The organism is Pedobacter sp. NJ-S-72 (assembly GCF_053890575.1).
Genome location: NZ_CM132681.1, coordinates 4678518 through 4698130, shown reverse-complemented (window position 1 = coordinate 4698130; position 19613 = coordinate 4678518). Strand labels below are relative to the sequence as shown.

The window sequence follows — 19613 nt, the reverse complement described above, 5'->3', positions numbered from 1 at the left end:
ACAACTCCAGGTATAATAGTTTACAACTCCAAAGATGAACATAACGAACACCCTATAAGCCCTTTAGCAAAGCATCCGGCAGTTCAACCTCATCCATATTAGCAAGAATTGCATTCTCAATCAACACAATCCTCTTCTTTAACAGATCTGCCATTTCCATTGTCGGTGCAACATTAAAAGGGTAGCAACCTGCAACCGACAAACCAGCCTCTATATTTGATATCCAGTTTTTTGCCAGGTCAACATAATCTGCAAGTACATGAACAGTATTTTTAGGCCCATAAATATCCAGATACATAGGAGGAAGATCACCAACTACTACCCAGAGAAAGTTATCTTCCTTACTTGAAGAATTATCAATTTCATATAAGAAAACACATAATTTCTCTCCCAAATTGAAGTAAAGCGACGATTCTATAACCGCTTTACACCAAGGAAATCCTTTTATATATTGAGTTGCTTTCTCCTCCATCAGGATCACTTCAGCATAGAAGTCAAGGTTTTCTTGTAGAGCGGTTGTTTTTATCGGATATATCATATGCTTTCAGTGAATCTGCACCAAAAGTAAAAAAAAAATGGCCTTTTTAATTTCTATTATTTAACAGATACTTCTGCCTATCATAATAGTATATTTTGTCATAAACTGTTTTCCATTCAAAACGCTCATATTCATCCCGGAAGATAATTTTGAGCCGGACATTCCTTTTATTGTTTAAAAAATTAACAGAAAGACTCCCTGTTCCGGCTATTCCGGTTTTCGGATTATTTGTCTGATAAGCCGGCTTCCATTTATAGGAGTTAAAAGTTTCCTTAATCAGTTTATTGAGTGGATTATAAATAACCCCTCTACGAAAAGAAGATGGTTTTATTTTCCCTTCAGCCGTAATTAAAAAATGATAGCCATAATCCGGGAACTGTTCAAAGGCGGAGAGTTTTTTTTAAATTCTGCTTTTAATACCGCATCTTTATCTAACATTCCACTGTCTTCAAAAATAGGTGAAACAAAAACTCTCGCCAATAACTTCCGTTCTTCATCTGTATAAAAATCAGTATAGTCCAGAATAATTTTCCTTTTGCCATCCCTGTAAACCTCCGTTTCAAACGAGCCTTTTTTCTTTAACAATGAATCACCTATCTCTAAATGGTGCTCCCAGTTCCTGGGAATATGAAATTCGTATTGATTATTCAACACCGCAACTTTCACATTATGATTACGCTCATCAAAATATAATGAATCAATCTTTCCATTAAATTCCAGAGGCAGATCTCTTTGTTTTACCAGTTCTAAATGATCAGGCCTGAAAATCATATTCCATGAAAGAAATCCAAATAAGAGAAACAAGGGTATACTAAGAACACCAAATATAATTTTCGTGTCCGAATTTGGAATTTTGTCTATTTCAATATTCATATGGCCTATGTTTCTTTAACTCATTCATCTTTAAAGAACTGGCGTTCCTATTGTTTTTTTTTTCTACAATTTTAATCTTTAGTTCTGCTATAATCTCTTTAAGAGATATTCCTTCATTATAAAAACAAAATACCTCCAGAAGTCCCCTTAAGGACTCAGCCTGCCACATATAATTTGAGTAGTCAACACAATAAGTTAAAGCACAAGATATTCTATCCTCAGTTGTTTCTCCTCCAATAAATTGGCTAACTGCAAATTCATAATCATCCAGTGTTATTGCAGGAACCGGCCAATCTTCAAATGCTCCTGTTAAGATATCTGTCACATCTTTTAAGGTCCCTGTTAATGTATCTAAATCATCGATAAGCAACCCACCTACAGTGGCCAAAGGCCTCTCCTCCCCATCCCCAAGAAAAGGGCTCTTATGAGGCTGCCATTCGTTTAACTTTGGCTGCATCAAAAACACGCCCACAGGAAAAAACCAAAAAGAAACAAAAGTTAAAAGCAAACTTACATCTTCTTCACCTTTTGATTTTCTAAAATCAACATAAGCGCCAGAAGTAAAATATAGAAGATATAAAAAAGCAATTGCTCCTAATAAACACGAAAAAACAAACTCGTATGAAAAACTCACCATCTCCGGATCATAAGCAGAATATTGCAGATAGCTGTCGTAAGCGAACACACATAAAAGAACTCCGATAAGAACAGGAAGTACCAGTGTACGTACGTTTTTTTTTTAATGGTTCCGACTGAATAAATCCACAATAGACAAACAGTCATTATCCAAATAGACCCAAACAGGCTGTAGACACTTCCGTCTTCAGGCTTCAATATCTCCAGCATAATAGCCGGAACAAATATGGTCAGCAATAATGGCCAACGCCCGATTTTTAATAAGTAATTCAAGGCATTACAATCAGATTTACACTAGCTCTTGTCATCTTATACCAGTTTATGAAATTTAATTATGGAGGGGTCAAACCAAGTCTGAATCTATTAAACAAAAACCAGAAACCAGAAAAACCAGTGCTCCAATTGCTACCATACCAAACTCAATATATTCAGCCTTTTTATGATCAATAATGAATTTCTTACAATTTCCCTGCTTATAAAACACGGCAATGCGTTCACCTTTTTTAAAGGTTGATGGAGAAGTTCCCAACGAATACTCTTCTTCAACCTCAACTCCATCCAGTGCTTTATAACGAACAATCGGATAATAAATTCCTCCCGCTCATCACCACATCAGAAACAATACCATCAACTCTTATTCCAGATCTCTTATATTGTTTTCTACGAAGGATCTTAAAGAGACCAAAGCCCGATACCGCAAGGCTTACGGCCAATGTATACATTACCATATAATTCATATCTTCTGACCTGTTTTTTTTTTTGATTATCTTATCGTTTAGGCTGGAATATTGTCCCCAATCCTATTTATTACGCAAACACAGCTATTAGACAGGTAAACGTCACCCAATATACGAACAAAATGACAAAACCTACCGAAAATAGGTTATTTATTTGCCCAGGAACAAACACAAACAACACTTAAAAGACAAAATATAAAGTCAGACTACGCAAAGTCAAAAAAACCTTTACTAATAGAGCTAACGTCGCTCCAGCATCCGTGTGAGTCCACGTCAGGTCCACCTCGGGTCCACAGTGAGTCTACCTTTTCATGAAAATAGGTGGACTCACGATGTACCGTCAATTTACCAGATTTGGATTCACACAGAAGTTAACTTAACTTGAAGTAGAACAAAATATAAATTCACAATTAATTATTCACATTATGGCAATACGCAAAGGCAATTTCCTGACTGGAAAGCTAAAAAACCTCGTCTACAGAAAACAAAAAAATGTACAGATTTTGCAGACCAAGCCCGGAAAGGGCATGGTAAGACAAACACCAGACACCAAAAAAAAGGCTTACCTTTTTGGAAGAGCAAGTACTTTAGGGAAATTTATCCGCACATTAGTTGAAAATCTCATTTTTGAATTTCATGATGGCCCTATGGTTAACCGTTTAACCAAAAAACTTCAGGAAATACTCCTGCCATACTACCCCGGGGACAATGAAATACACCAATTTACGACAGATGGTTTTGCGGCATTAAACGGATTCGATTTCAATCTGAATTCACCTTTAAATAAAAGTCTGTGGGTAAAACCGGTAACTGCTTTATCAGGCAATGAGCTTCGGGTGACCCTGCCTGAAATTAAATCCCTATCGAATTGAAATTCCCACAAGACTGCGAAAAATGTACCATTACCATCAGCACAAATTCCTTTGATATGAATAATGGCTATAGATCGCTGCATCCTGACATCAGACAGATAGAGATAAAACAAGACCAGGAAACACTAGAAAAACAAGAATTAAGCTTTCAACTGCCAGCTGGTTGTCTTTGTATAACAGGTATCGCCATTCAGTACTTTTACAAAAAATATAATTTGACCTTGCTTTATAATCATAAAGACTTTAATCCGGCACAAATCTGCAGTGCGATCATCACAGAAGGAGATTTTCTCTTTGCGGAGGATAGAACCTGGGGTCGAACCAACTGGTCTAAAGCAGCTTTTGATAAGTACGCCACCATAAATCAGGCATCTCCCCGTTCACGGCCATCGTATAGTCCTCGTACCTACACGGAACAAGATGGAATCTTTCGTTTTTAGAAACTCCCGAAGGATAAGGTACCTGCATCCACCAGCGGTCAGATTTTTTGCTCTTTACAAAAAGCATTTCACCTGTTCCGTCATTCAGACTTGCACGATAAATTAAATATTGAGATTTAGGATTTAATGGAAAATCTTTTTTACGGTTATAAAAACCATCTACAAAGTACCAGACCATCTGGCCCAGCAGCATTGCTGATTGACTGCCATTATCAAAAGCGGGGTTAAATTCATAAAAGCCGATAGAGGTTAACTTATCATTTAATCCCGCATAATGCGCGATCTTACAAGCCTGCTCGCCATAAAACCCATTCGGACAAGCATTCCCATTTGCCGAAGAATCAGAAGAACGGATACAGGAAAAATCAAAACTCATCATGTTTGCGTTCCTGATCACAGGTTCAGCAGAACTCACATCAGTTAAAAACTCACCCAAACGGTGAACGTCGAAATACAGTTTGTTCATCACTTTTAAGCTATCCTGATTCACCAAATAAGTCTGAAAACCGATATTACTAAAATTGAAAAGGTAATTGGGCTGATGCATAAATATCCTGTTCAGATAACTATCTGACCGGGTAGCTATGCTCCCCTGTTCGTTTTCATCCTCATCCAGATCAAACTTATTATCCACAACCACTAAATCAACCTTCTGCTCTAAAGCTTCGTAAGCCATGTATTGCGCATAAGTCAGATCCTGCCCACCACCAATAATTACCGGAACAATATCCAGTCTCATCAGTTCAGTGACTACCATTTTTACAGCGACATAAGTATCAGAAATTGTTGCTCCGGCAAGGATATTACCCAGATCTACTATACGGCTTTCAAAAGCGCCTTCATGTAACAGATAAAACTGTTCCCTGAAGTAATCCGGCCCTAAAGAACAGCCGCTGTTATTCACCGCAGCACGGTCATCCTTAACACCAATAATAGCAATATCAAATTCTTTATCACCCAGTTCAGGAAATTTTTCCGTGTAAAAACTAGCCTTCATTCCCAGCTGACTGGTATAAAAGCCCTGTTTAGGCGTGAATTTTTCGAGAGCTAAAGGGGAGAAAAAATCGGATAAGGACATAATTAATGGTATCTATGCCATCAAATATCTATTTTTGAGATCATATATTAATGAACATCCTAAAAAAAATGAAATGATTTTAGTTACCGGTGCTACAGGATTTTTAGGATCTGAGCTCATTCATCAGCTAACGGGGCAGGGTAAAAGTGTACGCGCCCTGAAAAGGGAACAATCTGCAATTCCTGTTTTATTGAAAGATAATACACGCATTGAATGGTTTGTAGCCGACATCAATGACCTGTCTGCACTGGATGATGCCTTTGAAGGTATCACTAAAGTATATCATTGTGCAGCAATAGTATCTTTTGATCCCAAAGATAAAGCAGCCTTATTAAAGGTTAATATTGAAGGCACCAGCAATGTGGCCAATCTATGTGTTCATCACAATGCAAGGCTTCTTCATGTAAGTTCAGTTGCCGCATTGGGTGAACCTAAAAAAGGAAAACAGATTACAGAAAAAGACTTTGGGAGTATGATGCGAATGTGCATTCTTATGCAATCTCCAAATACGAAGGAGAAATGGAAGTCTGGCGCAGCATGGCCGAAGGCCTGGATGCCGTCATCGTTAACCCCTCAGTAATCATCGGCGCCAATGCCGGGTATACAGGCAGCGGTGCAATCTTCAAACTTGTCAAAGACGGTCTGGGCTATTATACCAAAGGCGCTACTGGAATTGTAGATGTAGAAGATGTTGCAAAGAGTATGATCGCACTGATGGAAAGTGAAATTACAGGCGAAAGATTTACAATATCGGCAGAGAATTATCATTATAAACAGTTTTTTTCAGAAATTGCTCAGGGTATGGGTGTTAAAACTCCATCCAAAGAAGCAAAACCATGGATGCTTGGCCTGGCATGGCGCGGAGCAAAATTAGCCTCCCTGTTTACAGGAAAAACAGCCGCACTGACCAGCGATGCTGCCAAAAGCAGTTTAAATATTAGTTTATACAGTAACGATAAAATCAAAAATATTACGGGTATCACCTTTAAGCCCCTGCATCAGAGTATTCAAGAAGTGTGTGCAGGTTTAAAAAAACTTTAAAATGAAGCAAAAGAATATTTACATCATTGATTTCGACAGTACCTTCACCCAGGTAGAGGCTCTTGATGAGCTTGCCCGTATTTCGCTAAAAAAACATCCGGATAAGGAGGCCATCTTCAAGAAGATTGAAGACCTGACCAACCTCGCGATGGAAGGGAAATTATCATTTGGTGAAAGTCTTGCGCAAAGGGTAAAATTACTGGAAGCTTCAGAAGATCATTTGAAACAATTGATTACCCGGTTAAAGAAGAAAGTATCAAAATCCTTTTCCCGCAATGCAGCTTTCTTTAAGAAACATGCCGATCAGGTATTGATTGTATCCGGAGGATTTAAAGAATTTATCACCCCCGTGGTAAGTCAGTATCATATCAAAAAAGAAAATATTTACGCCAATACTTTTGTGACCACTGGAGACGGCAAAAAATATAGATTACGATCATGCAAACCCATTGAGCGAGGAAGGCGGCAAAGTAAAACTGATGCAGCATCTGAACCTTGAAGGAGACTTGTATGGAATTGGTGATGGTTACTCAGATTTTCAGCTTCGTGAAAGCGGGATGATCAAAAAAAAATTCTATGCTTTTACGGAAAACATCTCCCGGGAAAGCATTGTAAGCAGAGCTGACCATGTTACACCAAGTTTTGACGAGTTTTTATACGTCAACAATCTGCCAAGGGCGATTTCTTATCCTAAAAACAGGATTTTATGTCTGGCTATCGGAGATATCCCGGAAGAAAGCCTTGCACTTTTAAAAAAAGACGGTCTTTCTATTCGTCACAAAACTTCTTTTGAAGATAAATATGTGAAAGATGTCCATATGATCCTGCTGGCTAAAGGCGAGAAAATGGATCCTGAAAAACTAAAAATCGCTCTGAAACTAAAAACAATAGGTTACCTGGGCAGTGCAGTTGGAAAACTGGATTTACACAAACTTGTACAGCTATGGGGATCGTGGTTTTTGAAGATCCAAAAAACAATCCAAGGAACGCCAATTTTGTTCCTAAGCGGATGCTGGATTTTATGAATAAAGGCACGACTTATCTGAGTAGTAATTTCCCTAATTTACAATTGCCAAGGATTGATGCTTCTCACCGTTTGATCCACGTCCACCATAACGTACCAGGAATTATGGCGCAGATCAATACTGTTTTTGCGAAACACAGCATCAATATTGTCGGCCAGTTTCTGATGACCAACGCTACTATTGGTTATGCAATTACAGACATCAATGCAGAATATGACAAAGACCTTTTTAAGTCTTTAAAAAAAATTGAACATACAATAAAATTCAGAGTACTCTACTAAAATGGAACTTACACCAGAAATAAAAAGCAAGCTGGATAAACTACAGGAAAAGTATGAAGCTATGGGCCAGGACATGGCCGCCTATTTAGACGGGCTCCTATATGCTGATTTCTTAACCTACTGGGATTATATCCATCTTGATACCTTACTAAGCCTTCAGAATCCGAAAACACCGTTTCCGGACGAGGAAATCTTCATTATGTATCATCAGATTACAGAGCTTTATTTTAAGCTTTGCCTGCATGAATGCAAACAAATCGCTGAACACCCTGCTTTAACAGTAGAATTTTTCACCACCCGTGTGAAACGTATCAATGCTTATTTCACTGCCCTGACAAGTTCTTTTGATGTTATGGTAGATGGAATGGAAAAGGAGCAGTTTCTTAAATTCCGGATGTCATTATTACCAGCCAGTGGTTTTCAGTCCGGCCAGTATAGAATGATAGAAATTTGCGCAACTGATTTTACAAGATTAGTTGATAAGAGTAAAAGAGAAGAACTTGCAAATGCAAGTATTGAAGAGAAGTTTGAGAATATCTACTGGAAGTTTGGTGCAACAGAACTGGCTACCGGCAAACAAACACTGACCTTAAAACAGTTTATTTCCAAATATGCGACACAGTCGGGTTGGGTTGATTAAGGAACGGGAACACACTAATTTCTCTGTTCTATATACAAAATTCGCTGACGATGGTCAGGATGTAAGTTTATTAGCAGAAGAATTAAGAAAGCTGGATCTTTTTGTCAATGTAGAATGGCCTTTATCACATTATAAGTCTGCGGTAAGATATCTGGAAAGAGACCCGGTAGACATCGCTGCTACAGGAGGAACCAACTGGCAGAAATACCTGCCTCCGCGTTTTCAGAAAAGGATCTTTTACCCTTTCCTGTGGACAGAAGAACAAGTGGAAGAATGGGGAAAAGCATGGGTGGTTAACGTCCTGAAGACTATCAAAAGATAACAAATTTTTCATGGCAGCCCCTATCAACGATAACGGAGAACTGTCATAAATAGAAATAAAATATTTTATAAGCCGAACATTTCGTAATTTTGTACTGATTTAAATAGAGAAACCGTGATAGATACATTAACTATAAAAACCACAAAAGCTGGTCATTCCAGACTGCTGAAACAGATTATACTGACTTGCCTTTTGGAAAAGTTTTTACAGACCATATGTTCGTGGCTGATTATGAAGACGGAGAATGGAAGAATTTCGAAATCCTTCCTTATGGCCCTATTCCGATGAGTCCGGCTATTTCTGCTTTACACTATGGACAGGCAATTTTTGAAGGACTGAAAGCTTATAAACAAGCTGATGGCAGCGTAAGCGTATTCAGAGCCGATAAAAACTTTGCACGTTTCAATAAATCTGCTGTCCGCATGGCGATGGCAACTATTCCTGAAGAAGTATTTATGCATGGTATTGCTGCATTGATTGATATTGATAAAGCATGGGTTCCATCTGAAGAAAATTATTCTTTATACCTGAGACCAGTAATGTTTGCTACGGACCCTGTTTTAGGTGTAAAACCGTCATCAACTTACAAGTTTGTGATCCTTGCTAATCCAAGTGCTCCATATTACAGCAAACCACTAAAAGTTAAAGTTGAAACACATTATCACGTTCGGCTGATGGTGGTGTCGGTGCTGCGAAAACAGCAGGTAATTACTCAAGAGCAATGCTTCCTACTGCTGAAGCACAGGCTGAGGGTTTTGACCAGTTAATCTGGACAGATGCTAAAGAACATAAATACTTAGAAGAATCAGGCGCAGCCAACCTGATGTTTGTCATCAATGGTAAAATCGTAACTCCTGAAGTGCGTGAAACTATTCTGGACGGTGTAACAAGAGATACGATTATCCTTCTGGCAAAAAGCATGGGTATTGAAGTAGAAGAAAGAAGGGGGTGCTGATCCAGGAAGTTTTGGACAACATTGAAAATGGCACTTTAACAGAAGCTTTTGCTGTAGGTACTGCGGCAACTGTTACCCAAATCAGTGAGATCACTTATGAAGGTGAAAAATACAACCTTACAGACCCTGCCACCCGTACTGTTTCTACTGCAATCGCTAAAAAATTAAATGATATCCGCTACGGAGTTACGGCTGACGAATTCGGCGGCTGGAACTGGACGATTTAATTCAAAATAAACAAAAGAAATTTTACATCTCTATCGTAAACAATTTCGAAATAAAGTGGGGATGTTCATAGTTTATGAGCATCCCTTTTTTTATATTTATGGAAAAGAGTCCATTTGGACATCTTGTTGGAGTAAATAATAACATACACAATGACACACACACTAAAAAACTTCGGCACAAAACTAATTTTAACAGTTGCATTTATAGTTGGCCTCTCGATCTATACCAAAGCGGAGGACATCCAGATGGTTATCAAAGAAGAGCGTGCAAACTGTACTGGGATGGGGCCTCAGACCTGTTACCTTGTTAAATACAAGACCAGTAAAGACTGGGAATTTTTCTATGGTGGTATCACAGGCTTCAATTACAAACCCGGCTATCGTTATACCCTTTTAGTTACCCGCACCAGAAGAACAAATGTCCCCGCTGATGCGTCCATGTACCTTTATAGAGTAAAGAGAGTTATTAAGAGACAAAAAATATCTCAGGGGACCGGAACAACACAAAATACAGCTGAAACAGCCTTTATATTTAATCATAAATGGAACCTGATTCAATTGGACGGGATTACTCAGGAACAATCTCCTGCGTACCTGATTTTTCATAGAGAAGACCAGAGATTTAACGGATCAGCCGGTTGCAATAATATTTTCGGAGCTTATGAATTCAGCAAAGGAGCGATTACTTTTAAGCAAATCGGCAGTACAATGATGGCTTGTTCTGAAGAGAAAATGAAATTAGAAAATGCTTTTGTGAATATGCTGAATGATAAAACATTCAGATACGACATTGCCGATCAGACTTTAAATCTTTACCTCGGCAATAAACTCGTAGTGATGTTTGGCATGTCTGATTTAGATACCGGATCAAACACGACGACGCCAAAAGAGTAATAGAATAAATTCCTGCAAATCAGGATATACTTTCAAAAGCATGCTATGTTCAAACACAGCATGCTTTTTTTTATAAAGTAACATCTGTTAAACAATACACATAATGCGCATCAGCTTTATTATGTTTGCCTCAAAAAAATTTTAACATGAAGAATTCTCTACTATTTAGTCTGGCCGTTGGATTAGCTATCAGTTTCAATCTGCAAGCCCAGCAGCACAGACTTAATTTTGAGCAAACCCAGGACCACACACCCTCTTTGACCAATAGTCTGAATAAACTATATGGTTGGAGCGATGAAAATCATTTCATAGAAAAAGACGATAAAAACCGTCAGCTATACGCAGTAGATATCAATTCTGGTACACGTACAGCATATACTCCGCCACCTAAAAGCGATGTAGATGTGATGGTGAAAGATAATGATGTCTATATCCAATACGGTAAGGCTGAGCCAAAACGCTTAACCAATAATCCTCAGGAGGAGAAAAACCCTACGCTTTCACCAGATGGTCAATACGTTGCTTTTACCCGTGACAATGACCTTTATGCAGTAAACGTATTAACAGGTAAAGAGATCAGATATATACCACTGATGCCACAGATGTAATTTACAATGGATATTCTTCATGGGTTTATTACGAAGAGATCCTGGGAAGACCTACAAAATACAGATCTTTCTGGTGGTCACCAGATAGCAAACATCTTGCTTTCATGCACTTCGACGATACCAAAGTACCGATGTTTCCTATTAACGGATCAACCGGGCAACACGGGTACGTAGAGAAAACACGTTACCCTAAGGCCGGAGATCCAAATCCAGAAGTAAAAATAGGTTTCGTTCCGGCAGCCGGCGGTACTATTGTATGGGCAGATTTCAATGAAAAAGACGATCAGTATTTCGGGACCCCATACTGGAGTCATGACGGCAGCAATATGATGGTTCAGTGGATGAACCGAGGACAGGATAACCTGAAATTCTATGCCGTTAAACCAGAAACCGGGGCCAAAAAAGAAATCTACGACGAGAAACAGTCCTCATGGGTAGACTTAGACTATGATGGTCGTATCACCTATCTGAAAGATAAAAAACACTACATCTTAAAAAGCGATAAAACAGGCTGGGCACATTACTATCTGTACACCCTGGACGGTAAATTGATCAATCCATTAACCAGTGGTAAATGGCAGGTAAAAGACATCCTCAAAGTTGATGAAAAGAACAAAGTTGTTTATTTCACTGCCTTTAAAGAAGCTTCAACAAGAACCGACCTATATCGTGTAAACTATAACGGCAAAGACTTCAAAAGACTGACTTTTGGTGAGTATACCCACGAAATAGAAATTTCCCCATCCGGCAGTAAATTCATCACGACTTACTCCAACGTATCTACCCCAACAAAACGTACATTAGTAGATAACACCGGAAAGATCATCAAAGAAATCGCAGATAGTAAATCAGCAGACTTCGCCAGCTACAACATTGGAAAAACTGAGATGATCACCATTCCAACTGACGATGGTTATAACCTGCCAGCCGTAATTACCTATCCTGTAGATTTCGATGCCACTAAGCAATACCCGGTTATTTTTTCAGTATTTACGGAGGCCCTAACGCAGGAACCGTAAAAAACACATGGAAAAAGAATGACCTGCAATGGTGGGCAAATGAAGGCATAATCCAGATTGAAGTAGATCACCGTGCCTCAGGTAAATTCGGTAAAGAAGGCGTAGCCTTAATGCACAGGAACCTTGGCAAATGGGAGATGAAAGACTATATCACAGCCGCAAAAAATGGTTAAAAGCAAAACCATGGGTAAACAATAAAAAGCTATTGATCACCGGTCACAGCTACGGCGGTTACATGACAGCAATGGCTTTAACCTATGCAGCAGACTACTTCGACTACGGTTATTCAGGTGCACCAGTTACCAGTTGGGAATTGTATGATACCGTTTATGCAGAACGCTTCATGGATACCCCTCAGGAAAACCCGGAAGGCTACAAAAACGCTTCCGTATTAACTTACACAGAAAAATACAAAGGCCTTTTACGTATCATGCATGGCGATATGGATGATAACGTCCATATGCAAAAAACCATTCAGCTAATCAAATCAACAAACTAGAAGATGAAAACAAACACTTCGAATTAATGATATACCCTGGTGGCAGACACGGTTGGAAACCAGCTAAAGGCAAGCATGACTTTTCAGAGCGCGCACGTTTCTACTATAATAACCTGCTCGATAAACCTGCACCAGCCGAAGTCTTAAAGTAACAAATCTCACCTGATAGTTGTACCTTAAGACAGATCCCTCAAATCAAGGGTTCTATCTTAAGGCGTTATCTAATAACTCACCTAAAGCGTCTCCAGGTAAGGCGCTCTCCATGGTGGGTACAGAATAAAAAAATAAGGTATACCACATTCAGACATAGCTGTTCCCCTCTTCAGGGGGACGAAGTCTGAATGTGGTATACCTTATTTTTTTATTTGGCGCAGCCGTCTAGCTTCCCTGCGAAGCTCCCTATCCTTCTTCATTTTCTCAAACTTCGCGATCTGCTCATCAATTTCTGCCTGTTTCTCAGGCGTCAGCCCAACCGTGTACTTGATACCCTGTAACAAAGTTTTCCAGATAAAGCTAAAAAAGGAAATCCTTGGATCACGTTGAAAATAAATAGAAGCAGGCACCATGATCCCCTTTGCGTCAGGATTATCCGGTCTGATAACCAAAGAATTTGCCAGCATAGAAAACAGCCCCAGTTTAACCAGTCTATTTTTTCCTTGTACCTTTTTCAGTAGCCCAATAGAAAGATCCTTATACTGAAAGTTCAGATCACCACTTGCTTTAGCCTCATCGGCCACCACGTTAAAACTTAACTTCTTAACTACACCACTATTCACCTGTAGCATGCCCAAAGGTTTAGTGATTCTATTTAACACACCCCCATCCATGTTAGATAGTTCACCATTATAAGAAAAAGCACCGTTCTTCGCATTCAGGTCAAACTTAAAGTTAACCATCAATTTCCCCTGCCCCATCATATAAGTATTCAGGTTAGCCTGCATAAACGGGTTCTTCGCTTTTACCTTTTTGCTTCGTTCGTCACATTTAAAATTGTCCCCGACGTTTTCTCAAAAGTGATCCTTCCCTTTTGTTTGCTATCACTATCATATTCAGCATAGCTGATATCCACATCACTCAAATTCAGTTTTTTCACTGTAAGTTGCGCTTTAACCATTTGTAAAAGCTGATGTGGAAACTTCCCTACACGTTCTGCACCTTGCCCAGGCAGTTCATTGTTATTGAATACCGAGACATACCCGTTAGCAATATTCATTTCATTAGCCACCAGGACCTGTTTTTTTACATATAGCGGCAAATCAATCCCCTTCAGGTTAATGTCACTCAGCTGGATACTAAACCTTTCTTTAGAGAATCCCGTTTTACGTCCAAAATCCATTTCGGAATACCGGGGGACAACACCAAATTTTTTAACATTTAACTTCCCTGTGGAGGCAGCAAAAGAAAACTCATTCATCTGTACAAAATATAGACTATCCGGAGTTGCGAACTGGTAATCATTCAGATTAATCAAACATCATCCTTTAACAAATAGATACGAGTTGGATCTGTAGCCGACTGTGCATCAATTAACCAATCTTTGAGTGTAATATCCAACTTATTCACAGAATCTATCTCCGGTACTGGCTGGTTTTTATTAATATATTTGAAGCTGATCTCTTTCAGTTTGATCTGATCAACACTAACTACTTTAAGGAATTTTGAAATATATTCATAAGGCGACTTATTCGGTCTTGGCGGTTTATTTTCATTAAAATCAAACTGCCTGTTGATCATCACCACCTTAGGATGTTCAAATAAAAGCTGATCGACATTCAGCTCTTTATCTTTATAAATACTAAGCGGGTGAAAATTCCGGATAGTCAGCTTCTTCAGACTCACTTCATAAATATTATTCGGAGCACGCTTAAGCGTAATCAATTTATTAAAGATGTTGGTATCAGGAATAATTTTCACATCGCTGACAGAAGCATTCCCCAGCAGGAAATTCGTGTTCACTGTAGAAAATTCAATACGATATAAGCTATCCGTTGCATTCAGCACCAAATCTTTAAGTTCTTTTGTAATAACAGGCCTTAGTTTCACGCTAAGATACCAGGACATGGCATCCGCTGCCAGAAACAGCAGAAACATGATTCCTGCAACCCATTTAAATACCGTAAATGTTTTTCGGGTTCTTTTAATCATTCCTAACCTGCATATAAAAACCAGAATCTGTTTAAATTAAACAGAAATCCAATATACGTTTTTTAACAACGCTATAAAACAAAATTATTTTCCTTTTACTTGCTCTGCTGCTTCTTTTTGGCACTTTTCTCTTTACGCTCTTCCATTTTTTGCACCACAGCTTTTCTTCCTTTTTCAGGGCTTTCCATTGGGATTATCCCCAGTCCTACTGTTTCACGCATGCCGACAAAAACACTTTTCCATAAAAGGTTAAAGAAAGAAGCGCCAGCAGGACGCTCAAAATGAATTTTTGCTGTCCGTACAGCATCTCCTTTTGAGGGGTTCGCATCTTTTAAAATTAATGTATTCGCCAGAAAAGATAGCAGACCCTTCTTTTGGGCAGGCTTCCCATCTTCTCCCTCTTTCAGCAATTTCACTTTCAGCTTATTATAATACAACTGCATAGTTCCATCAGACCCCTTTTCATTCGCAACAGCCTGAAAGTCTATTTTCTGTATTTGTCCTGTTTCAATCTCTACCATCCCAAGCGGCTTAGACAATGGATTTAATTTCACCATATCCAGTTGCCCGATGGTCCCTTTAAAATTAAATGCCCCGTTTTTGGAGGACAAATTGAAGTTTATAAGGATATGAAGTTTTGCAGCTTTAATCAGGGATGCATGCAAATCAGCCGCCGCATAATGATTTTTAGCGAGGGATACAGAATCGTTTGTCACATTAAGCACCTGACCATTCAGCTGGTCAATATTCACTGTTCCCCGCTGCTGTGACATTGGATTATACTCTGTATAGGCAACATTAACCCTTTTGAGCCTGAGTGTATCGATAGTCAATGAGACAGGTAATCGCTGTAAAGCCATATGCGGGAAATTGTTTCCTTTATCCGCATGGCCAGGAGGCATTTCCCTGTTCATAAATATCTTAGCCTCCGTATTCTCAATTTTTAGACATTGCGCATGGATCACACGATCGGTATTAAATTTTACAAAATCAACCCCTTTAAAGGTGAGCAGACCAAAAATCAAGTCATAACGATCTTTTTGAGTCTTAAGTTTTCTGCTGAAAGCCAGATCAGGATACATCGGAATCATTTTAGCCCCTTTAATCCGGACTGTTTTACCTGTTGCAGAGCCGGTAATGGTATCAACTTTCATTGTATAAAGTTTATCTTTTGATAAAGAATGATACCCTGCCAGCTCAAAAGACACATCTTTAGCATAATAAAATCTTGTTGTATCGTGTTCGGTACTACCATCAAGTTTGAAATCCCGCACCTGTACATTGAGATGCTTTACCGAATTAAGCAAACGACCTGTCGAGCCATTGATATAATCAAAATCAGCATCAGCAATTTTAATTCCCCTGATATGAACAGAAGCCAGTGTTTTAGAGATCAGCTGGTAAAGACTGCGTGTATCCTTAACAGGCGCAGTTTTTTTATAAACCTTGTTATAGATCATATTGATCGAAGGATTTTCAAGGATGATATCATTCATATCTATCTTTTTTTGAAAATAGACTTTCAAGACCCCTATCCGGCGCAGCCGTAACCTGGCTAATTTAACCTGGAATAAGTGTACAGGTGCTGTTCCGAGCTTCTTTCTTGCATTAAAAACGACCGTATCCGGCGCAAGTAAAATGCTGTCAACAGTTACACTTCCGGAAAGCAGGTTCAGGTGAATATCCTTAAAATCAATTCTGTATAACTGTTCTGATCCATTGTAAACCACCTCCTTGATCTTCTTTATCAATACTGGTTTCCAGCTTAAACTCACATACAGAGAAGCACTACCAATAATGACGATCAGAGTGATAATTATTGCAGTAATCCATGCATATAACTTTTTACTCCCTGATCTTTTGTCTGTCATATTTGTATTTTTTCATTAAGATTACACCTCAGGACTTATAATGTTTTCGATATTTGAAACGAGTAAGACCCGATTATAAGTTTATGGGGATAATAATTTAATTAGTCTCTCGTTTTTAAATTCTGCCAATTTGTCATTTACAAATTAAATTTAGTATTTTTGTCCCCTTATAGAATGTTACCATTTATGATCGATTTACAGCTAACAGACAAAACACATGATGAAGGCCGCCAGGGTGAAGCCCTGGTTGTTGATGCCCCAAAACTGCTTAATGCGAGAAAGCTATATATTGAAAGTTATGGTTGCCAGATGAACTTCGCTGATAGTGAAATTGTTGCTTCAATCCTGTTAGATCAGGGTTTTGAAACAACAGGTAATTACCAGGAAGCAGATGCAATATTTATCAATACCTGCTCTATCAGGGAAAATGCAGAACAGCGTGTCCGTAACAGGTTATCGCAGTTTTGGTATAGAAAAACGTAAAAATCCTAAACTGATTGTTGGGGTTTTAGGCTGCATGGCAGAACGTTTGAAATCTAAATTCCTTGAAGAAGAGAAACTGGTTGATATGGTTGTAGGCCCTGATGCTTACCGTGATTTACCACAGCTGATAGAACAGGTGGGTGAAGGACAGAAAGCAATTAACGTCTTATTATCAAGAGAAGAGACTTATGCAGATATCAGTCCGGTTCGTTTAAACGGAAACGGGATTACTGCTTTCATTTCCATTATGCGTGGTTGTGATAATATGTGTTCTTTCTGCGTGGTTCCTTTTACAAGAGGACGTGAACGCAGCCGTGACCCTCATTCTATTCTTGCTGAAGCGCAGGATTTGCATGACCGCGGTTATAAAGAAGTTACATTGCTTGGACAGAATGTGGATTCCTATAAATGGAAAGGCAAGGACGATGCAGAAGATGGAGCAGAGATCATGGTTAACTTTGCCCAGTTACTGGAAAAAGTGCACTAATAATCAGCCCTGAATTGCGTATCCGTTTCTCTACTTCTCACCCTAAAGATATTACTGACGAAGTATTATATACAATTAAAAAATATGATAATATCTGTAATAATATCCACTTACCGGTACAATCGGGAAGCTCAAGGATATTGGAACTGATGAACCGTACTTATACCCGTGAATGGTATATTAACAGGATTGATGCCATCAGAAGTATTATTCCGGATTGTGCAATTTCTTCTGATATCATTGCTGGTTTCTGCACTGAGACTGAAGAAGACCATCAGGAAACACTGAGCATGATGGACTATGTACATTATGATTTCGCCTTCTGTTTCAGTTATTCTGAAAGACCAGGAACAATGGCAGCAAGAAAACTGGAAGATGATATTCCGGAAGACGTAAAGAAACGCCGTCTGCAGGAAATCTTATTAAAACAACAGACCACATCTCATTACAGGTTAGAAAAATCTGTCGGAAAAACGGTAAGGATCTTAGTAGAAGGTTCTCTAAAAAAAAATCTGACAAAGATCTTTGTGGCAGAAATGACCAGAATGCAATGATTGTATTCCCTGCGGTAGAAAATGTGATGCCCGGGCAATATGTAAATGTCATTATTGAGCGTTGTACATCAGCGACATTACTGGGCAGGATTACTGATTAAAATAAAAAAAATACATCCTGGTGAAAATTTAAATATAAAATTATTTTGGACGTACAAGATATTAAAAACCGATTTGGTATTATTGGTGGTTCTCCACTTTTAAACCGTGCTATTGATATTGCCAGACAGGTAGCACCAACGGATATGTCAGTATTAATTACTGGAGAAAGTGGTAGTGGAAAAGAAGTATTTTCACACATTATCCACCAGATGAGCACCCGTAAACATGGTGCTTTTATTGCTGTAAACTGTGGGGCAATTCCTGAAGGTACAATTGACTCAGAATTATTCGGACATGAGAAAGGCTCTTTTACTGGTGCACACGAAGCACGTAAAGGATATTTTGAAGTCGCAAACAAACGGAGGTACAATCTTCCTTGATGAGGTTGCGGAACTACCTTTAGGCACACAAGCGCGCTTATTGAGGATATTAGAAAGCGGGGAATACTTACGAGTAGGTTCTTCTAAAGTACAGAAAACTGATGTTCGTATCATTGCAGCTACAAATGTGGATGTTTATAACAGAGTTAAATCAGGTAAGTTCCGTGAGGATTTATATTACCGCTTGAACACAGTGCCTTTACGCATTCCTGCTTTACATGAACGTAAAGAAGATATTTTCCTGCTGTTCAGAAAGTTTTCCGCCGACTTTAGCGATAAGTACCGCAGCCCGGGTATCCACCTGGAACCAGATGCGATCCAGATGCTGAGTAACTACAGCTGGCCTGGAAACGTAAGACAGCTTAAGAATATCGCAGAACAGATCTGTGTATTAGAGAAAGACCGCAATGTAACGGCCAATGCTTTATTGAATTATATTCCTAACGAAGGTGGTAGTAATTTGCCAATGCCTTAAATAATGGAAACAATAAAGAGGATTTTTCTGAAAGAGACATCCTTTACAAGGTCCTTTTCGATATGAAAAAGGATATGATGGATCTGAAAAAACTGGTTGCTGAGATTATTCAGAGTGGTGGAAATACTTCGCATATTATGGAAGATAACCCACATTATATTAATCAGCTTTACCAGGAGGTAGATCAGACGACTAGTAATGATTCAACTTTTACGATTAAAAAATCTCCTCAGAATACTCCTGTAGATTATAACTATACGCATGATGCGGAAGAGGTGGAAGAATCACTTTCCCTGATTGACAAAGAATCTGACTTAATTAAAAAGGCGCTTAAAAAACATAAAGGCAAACGTAAGTTCGCAGCCCAGGAACTGGGGATTTCAGAACGTACATTGTATAGAAAAATCAAGGAACTAAATTTAAATTAGTGA

General features: G+C 38.8%; 26 protein-coding genes and 2 pseudogenes. 19 read left to right on the top strand and 9 right to left on the bottom strand.

The annotated features are described in order from the left end of the window. Positions 1-52 precede the first annotated feature (52 nt). The 4 genes from ACWYN3_RS31090 to ACWYN3_RS31075 all read right to left on the bottom strand — a co-directional run bounded on the left by ACWYN3_RS31090 (position 53) and on the right by ACWYN3_RS31075 (position 2784). Entirely contained in the window at positions 53-538 is a 486-nt protein-coding gene (locus ACWYN3_RS31090) for a hypothetical protein (RefSeq protein WP_456217753.1), read from the bottom strand. A 348-nt stretch (positions 539-886) separates the two neighbouring features. After that, positions 887-1411, bottom strand: a complete 525-nt coding sequence (locus tag ACWYN3_RS31085) for a hypothetical protein (protein ID WP_456217752.1) — start codon at positions 1409-1411, stop codon at positions 887-889. Beyond that, positions 1401-2096 carry a hypothetical protein gene (locus ACWYN3_RS31080; protein ID WP_456217751.1) on the bottom strand — a complete coding sequence of 232 codons (696 nt, stop codon included), beginning with the start codon at positions 2094-2096 and terminating at the stop codon, positions 1401-1403. The genes ACWYN3_RS31085 and ACWYN3_RS31080 overlap by 11 nt, the downstream gene beginning before the upstream one ends. A 517-nt stretch (positions 2097-2613) precedes the next feature. Continuing rightward, positions 2614-2784: a hypothetical protein gene (locus ACWYN3_RS31075; RefSeq protein WP_456217750.1), complete on the bottom strand. Its 171-nt coding sequence runs from the start codon at positions 2782-2784 to the stop codon at positions 2614-2616. Between the two features lie 425 nt (positions 2785-3209). On the opposite strand from ACWYN3_RS31075, the gene ACWYN3_RS31070 reads away from it, so the two are divergent. Then, a complete protein-coding gene (locus ACWYN3_RS31070; protein ID WP_456217749.1) occupies positions 3210-3656 on the top strand; it encodes a hypothetical protein in 447 nt (148 codons plus the stop codon). Positions 3657-3986: 330 nt separating this feature from the next. On the opposite strand, the gene ACWYN3_RS31065 is transcribed toward ACWYN3_RS31070, so the two are convergent. Beyond that, a complete protein-coding gene (locus tag ACWYN3_RS31065) occupies positions 3987-5174 on the bottom strand; it encodes a formimidoylglutamase (RefSeq protein ID WP_456217748.1) in 1188 nt (395 codons plus the stop codon). Between the two features lie 73 nt (positions 5175-5247). On the opposite strand from ACWYN3_RS31065, the gene ACWYN3_RS31060 reads away from it, so the two are divergent. From ACWYN3_RS31060 to ACWYN3_RS30985, 16 genes are all read left to right on the top strand, one after another. Beyond that, entirely contained in the window at positions 5248-5754 is a 507-nt protein-coding gene (locus ACWYN3_RS31060; RefSeq protein WP_456217747.1) for an NAD-dependent epimerase/dehydratase family protein, read from the top strand. Then, on the top strand, positions 5694-6215 hold the full coding sequence (locus tag ACWYN3_RS31055) for a hypothetical protein (RefSeq protein ID WP_456217746.1): 522 nt from the start codon (positions 5694-5696) through the stop codon (positions 6213-6215). The genes ACWYN3_RS31060 and ACWYN3_RS31055 overlap by 61 nt, the downstream gene beginning before the upstream one ends. Before the next feature lies 1 nt (position 6216). After that, positions 6217-6714 carry an HAD family hydrolase gene (locus ACWYN3_RS31050; protein ID WP_456217745.1) on the top strand — a complete coding sequence of 166 codons (498 nt, stop codon included), beginning with the start codon at positions 6217-6219 and terminating at the stop codon, positions 6712-6714. Then, entirely contained in the window at positions 6665-7240 is a 576-nt protein-coding gene (locus tag ACWYN3_RS31045; RefSeq protein ID WP_456217744.1) for a hypothetical protein, read from the top strand. Before ACWYN3_RS31050 ends, ACWYN3_RS31045 begins: the two co-directional genes overlap by 50 nt. Next, on the top strand, positions 7237-7521 hold the full coding sequence (locus tag ACWYN3_RS31040; protein ID WP_456217743.1) for a hypothetical protein: 285 nt from the start codon (positions 7237-7239) through the stop codon (positions 7519-7521). Before ACWYN3_RS31045 ends, ACWYN3_RS31040 begins: the two co-directional genes overlap by 4 nt. 1 nt (position 7522) lies before the next feature. Then, positions 7523-8161: a tryptophan 2,3-dioxygenase family protein gene (locus ACWYN3_RS31035; protein WP_456217742.1), complete on the top strand. Its 639-nt coding sequence runs from the start codon at positions 7523-7525 to the stop codon at positions 8159-8161. Further along, positions 8154-8483 (top strand): hypothetical protein, encoded by a 330-nt coding sequence (locus tag ACWYN3_RS31030; protein WP_456217741.1) that lies wholly within the window; start codon positions 8154-8156, stop codon positions 8481-8483. Before ACWYN3_RS31035 ends, ACWYN3_RS31030 begins: the two co-directional genes overlap by 8 nt. Before the next feature lie 185 nt (positions 8484-8668). Next, the gene (locus ACWYN3_RS31025) at positions 8669-9250 is read left to right on the top strand and encodes an aminotransferase class IV (RefSeq protein ID WP_456217740.1); all 582 of its coding nucleotides are present in this window, start codon (positions 8669-8671) and stop codon (positions 9248-9250) included. Continuing rightward, positions 9205-9438: an aminotransferase class IV gene (locus ACWYN3_RS31020; RefSeq protein WP_456217739.1), complete on the top strand. Its 234-nt coding sequence runs from the start codon at positions 9205-9207 to the stop codon at positions 9436-9438. Before ACWYN3_RS31025 ends, ACWYN3_RS31020 begins: the two co-directional genes overlap by 46 nt. Then, entirely contained in the window at positions 9432-9665 is a 234-nt protein-coding gene (locus ACWYN3_RS31015) for a hypothetical protein (RefSeq protein ID WP_456217738.1), read from the top strand. Before ACWYN3_RS31020 ends, ACWYN3_RS31015 begins: the two co-directional genes overlap by 7 nt. A gap of 150 nt (positions 9666-9815) precedes the next feature. After that, positions 9816-10559 (top strand): DUF4377 domain-containing protein, encoded by a 744-nt coding sequence (locus ACWYN3_RS31010; RefSeq protein ID WP_456217737.1) that lies wholly within the window; start codon positions 9816-9818, stop codon positions 10557-10559. Between the two features lie 146 nt (positions 10560-10705). Beyond that, the gene (locus tag ACWYN3_RS31005; protein WP_456217736.1) at positions 10706-11167 is read left to right on the top strand and encodes a TolB family protein; all 462 of its coding nucleotides are present in this window, start codon (positions 10706-10708) and stop codon (positions 11165-11167) included. Further along, complete coding sequence (locus ACWYN3_RS31000; RefSeq protein ID WP_456223215.1) at positions 11140-12186, top strand: DPP IV N-terminal domain-containing protein; 1047 nt, start codon at positions 11140-11142, stop codon at positions 12184-12186. Before ACWYN3_RS31005 ends, ACWYN3_RS31000 begins: the two co-directional genes overlap by 28 nt. Beyond that, entirely contained in the window at positions 12135-12359 is a 225-nt protein-coding gene (locus ACWYN3_RS30995; protein ID WP_456223214.1) for a prolyl oligopeptidase family serine peptidase, read from the top strand. The genes ACWYN3_RS31000 and ACWYN3_RS30995 overlap by 52 nt, the downstream gene beginning before the upstream one ends. Next, positions 12317-12685, top strand: a complete 369-nt coding sequence (locus ACWYN3_RS30990; RefSeq protein ID WP_456217735.1) for an alpha/beta hydrolase family protein — start codon at positions 12317-12319, stop codon at positions 12683-12685. The genes ACWYN3_RS30995 and ACWYN3_RS30990 overlap by 43 nt, the downstream gene beginning before the upstream one ends. A 26-nt stretch (positions 12686-12711) precedes the next feature. Next, entirely contained in the window at positions 12712-12837 is a 126-nt protein-coding gene (locus ACWYN3_RS30985) for a hypothetical protein (protein ID WP_456217734.1), read from the top strand. 201 nt (positions 12838-13038) lie between these two features. On the opposite strand, the gene ACWYN3_RS30980 is transcribed toward ACWYN3_RS30985, so the two are convergent. From ACWYN3_RS30980 to ACWYN3_RS30965, 4 genes are all read right to left on the bottom strand, one after another. Further along, complete coding sequence (locus ACWYN3_RS30980; RefSeq protein WP_456217733.1) at positions 13039-13626, bottom strand: hypothetical protein; 588 nt, start codon at positions 13624-13626, stop codon at positions 13039-13041. A gap of 17 nt (positions 13627-13643) precedes the next feature. Continuing rightward, positions 13644-14156, bottom strand: coding sequence for a hypothetical protein (locus ACWYN3_RS30975; protein ID WP_456217732.1), 513 nt, complete (start codon positions 14154-14156; stop codon positions 13644-13646). Beyond that, the gene (locus tag ACWYN3_RS30970; protein ID WP_456217731.1) at positions 14153-14830 is read right to left on the bottom strand and encodes a hypothetical protein; all 678 of its coding nucleotides are present in this window, start codon (positions 14828-14830) and stop codon (positions 14153-14155) included. Before ACWYN3_RS30970 ends, ACWYN3_RS30975 begins: the two co-directional genes overlap by 4 nt. 95 nt (positions 14831-14925) lie before the next feature. Further along, positions 14926-16701: a hypothetical protein gene (locus tag ACWYN3_RS30965; protein ID WP_456217730.1), complete on the bottom strand. Its 1776-nt coding sequence runs from the start codon at positions 16699-16701 to the stop codon at positions 14926-14928. 186 nt (positions 16702-16887) lie between these two features. Here ACWYN3_RS30965 and miaB point away from each other — a divergent pair. Then, positions 16888-18326 (top strand): annotated as a pseudogene (miaB, locus tag ACWYN3_RS30960) (tRNA (N6-isopentenyl adenosine(37)-C2)-methylthiotransferase MiaB). A gap of 45 nt (positions 18327-18371) precedes the next feature. Next, positions 18372-19610, top strand: a pseudogene (locus tag ACWYN3_RS30955) (sigma-54 interaction domain-containing protein). Positions 19611-19613 lie beyond the last annotated feature (3 nt).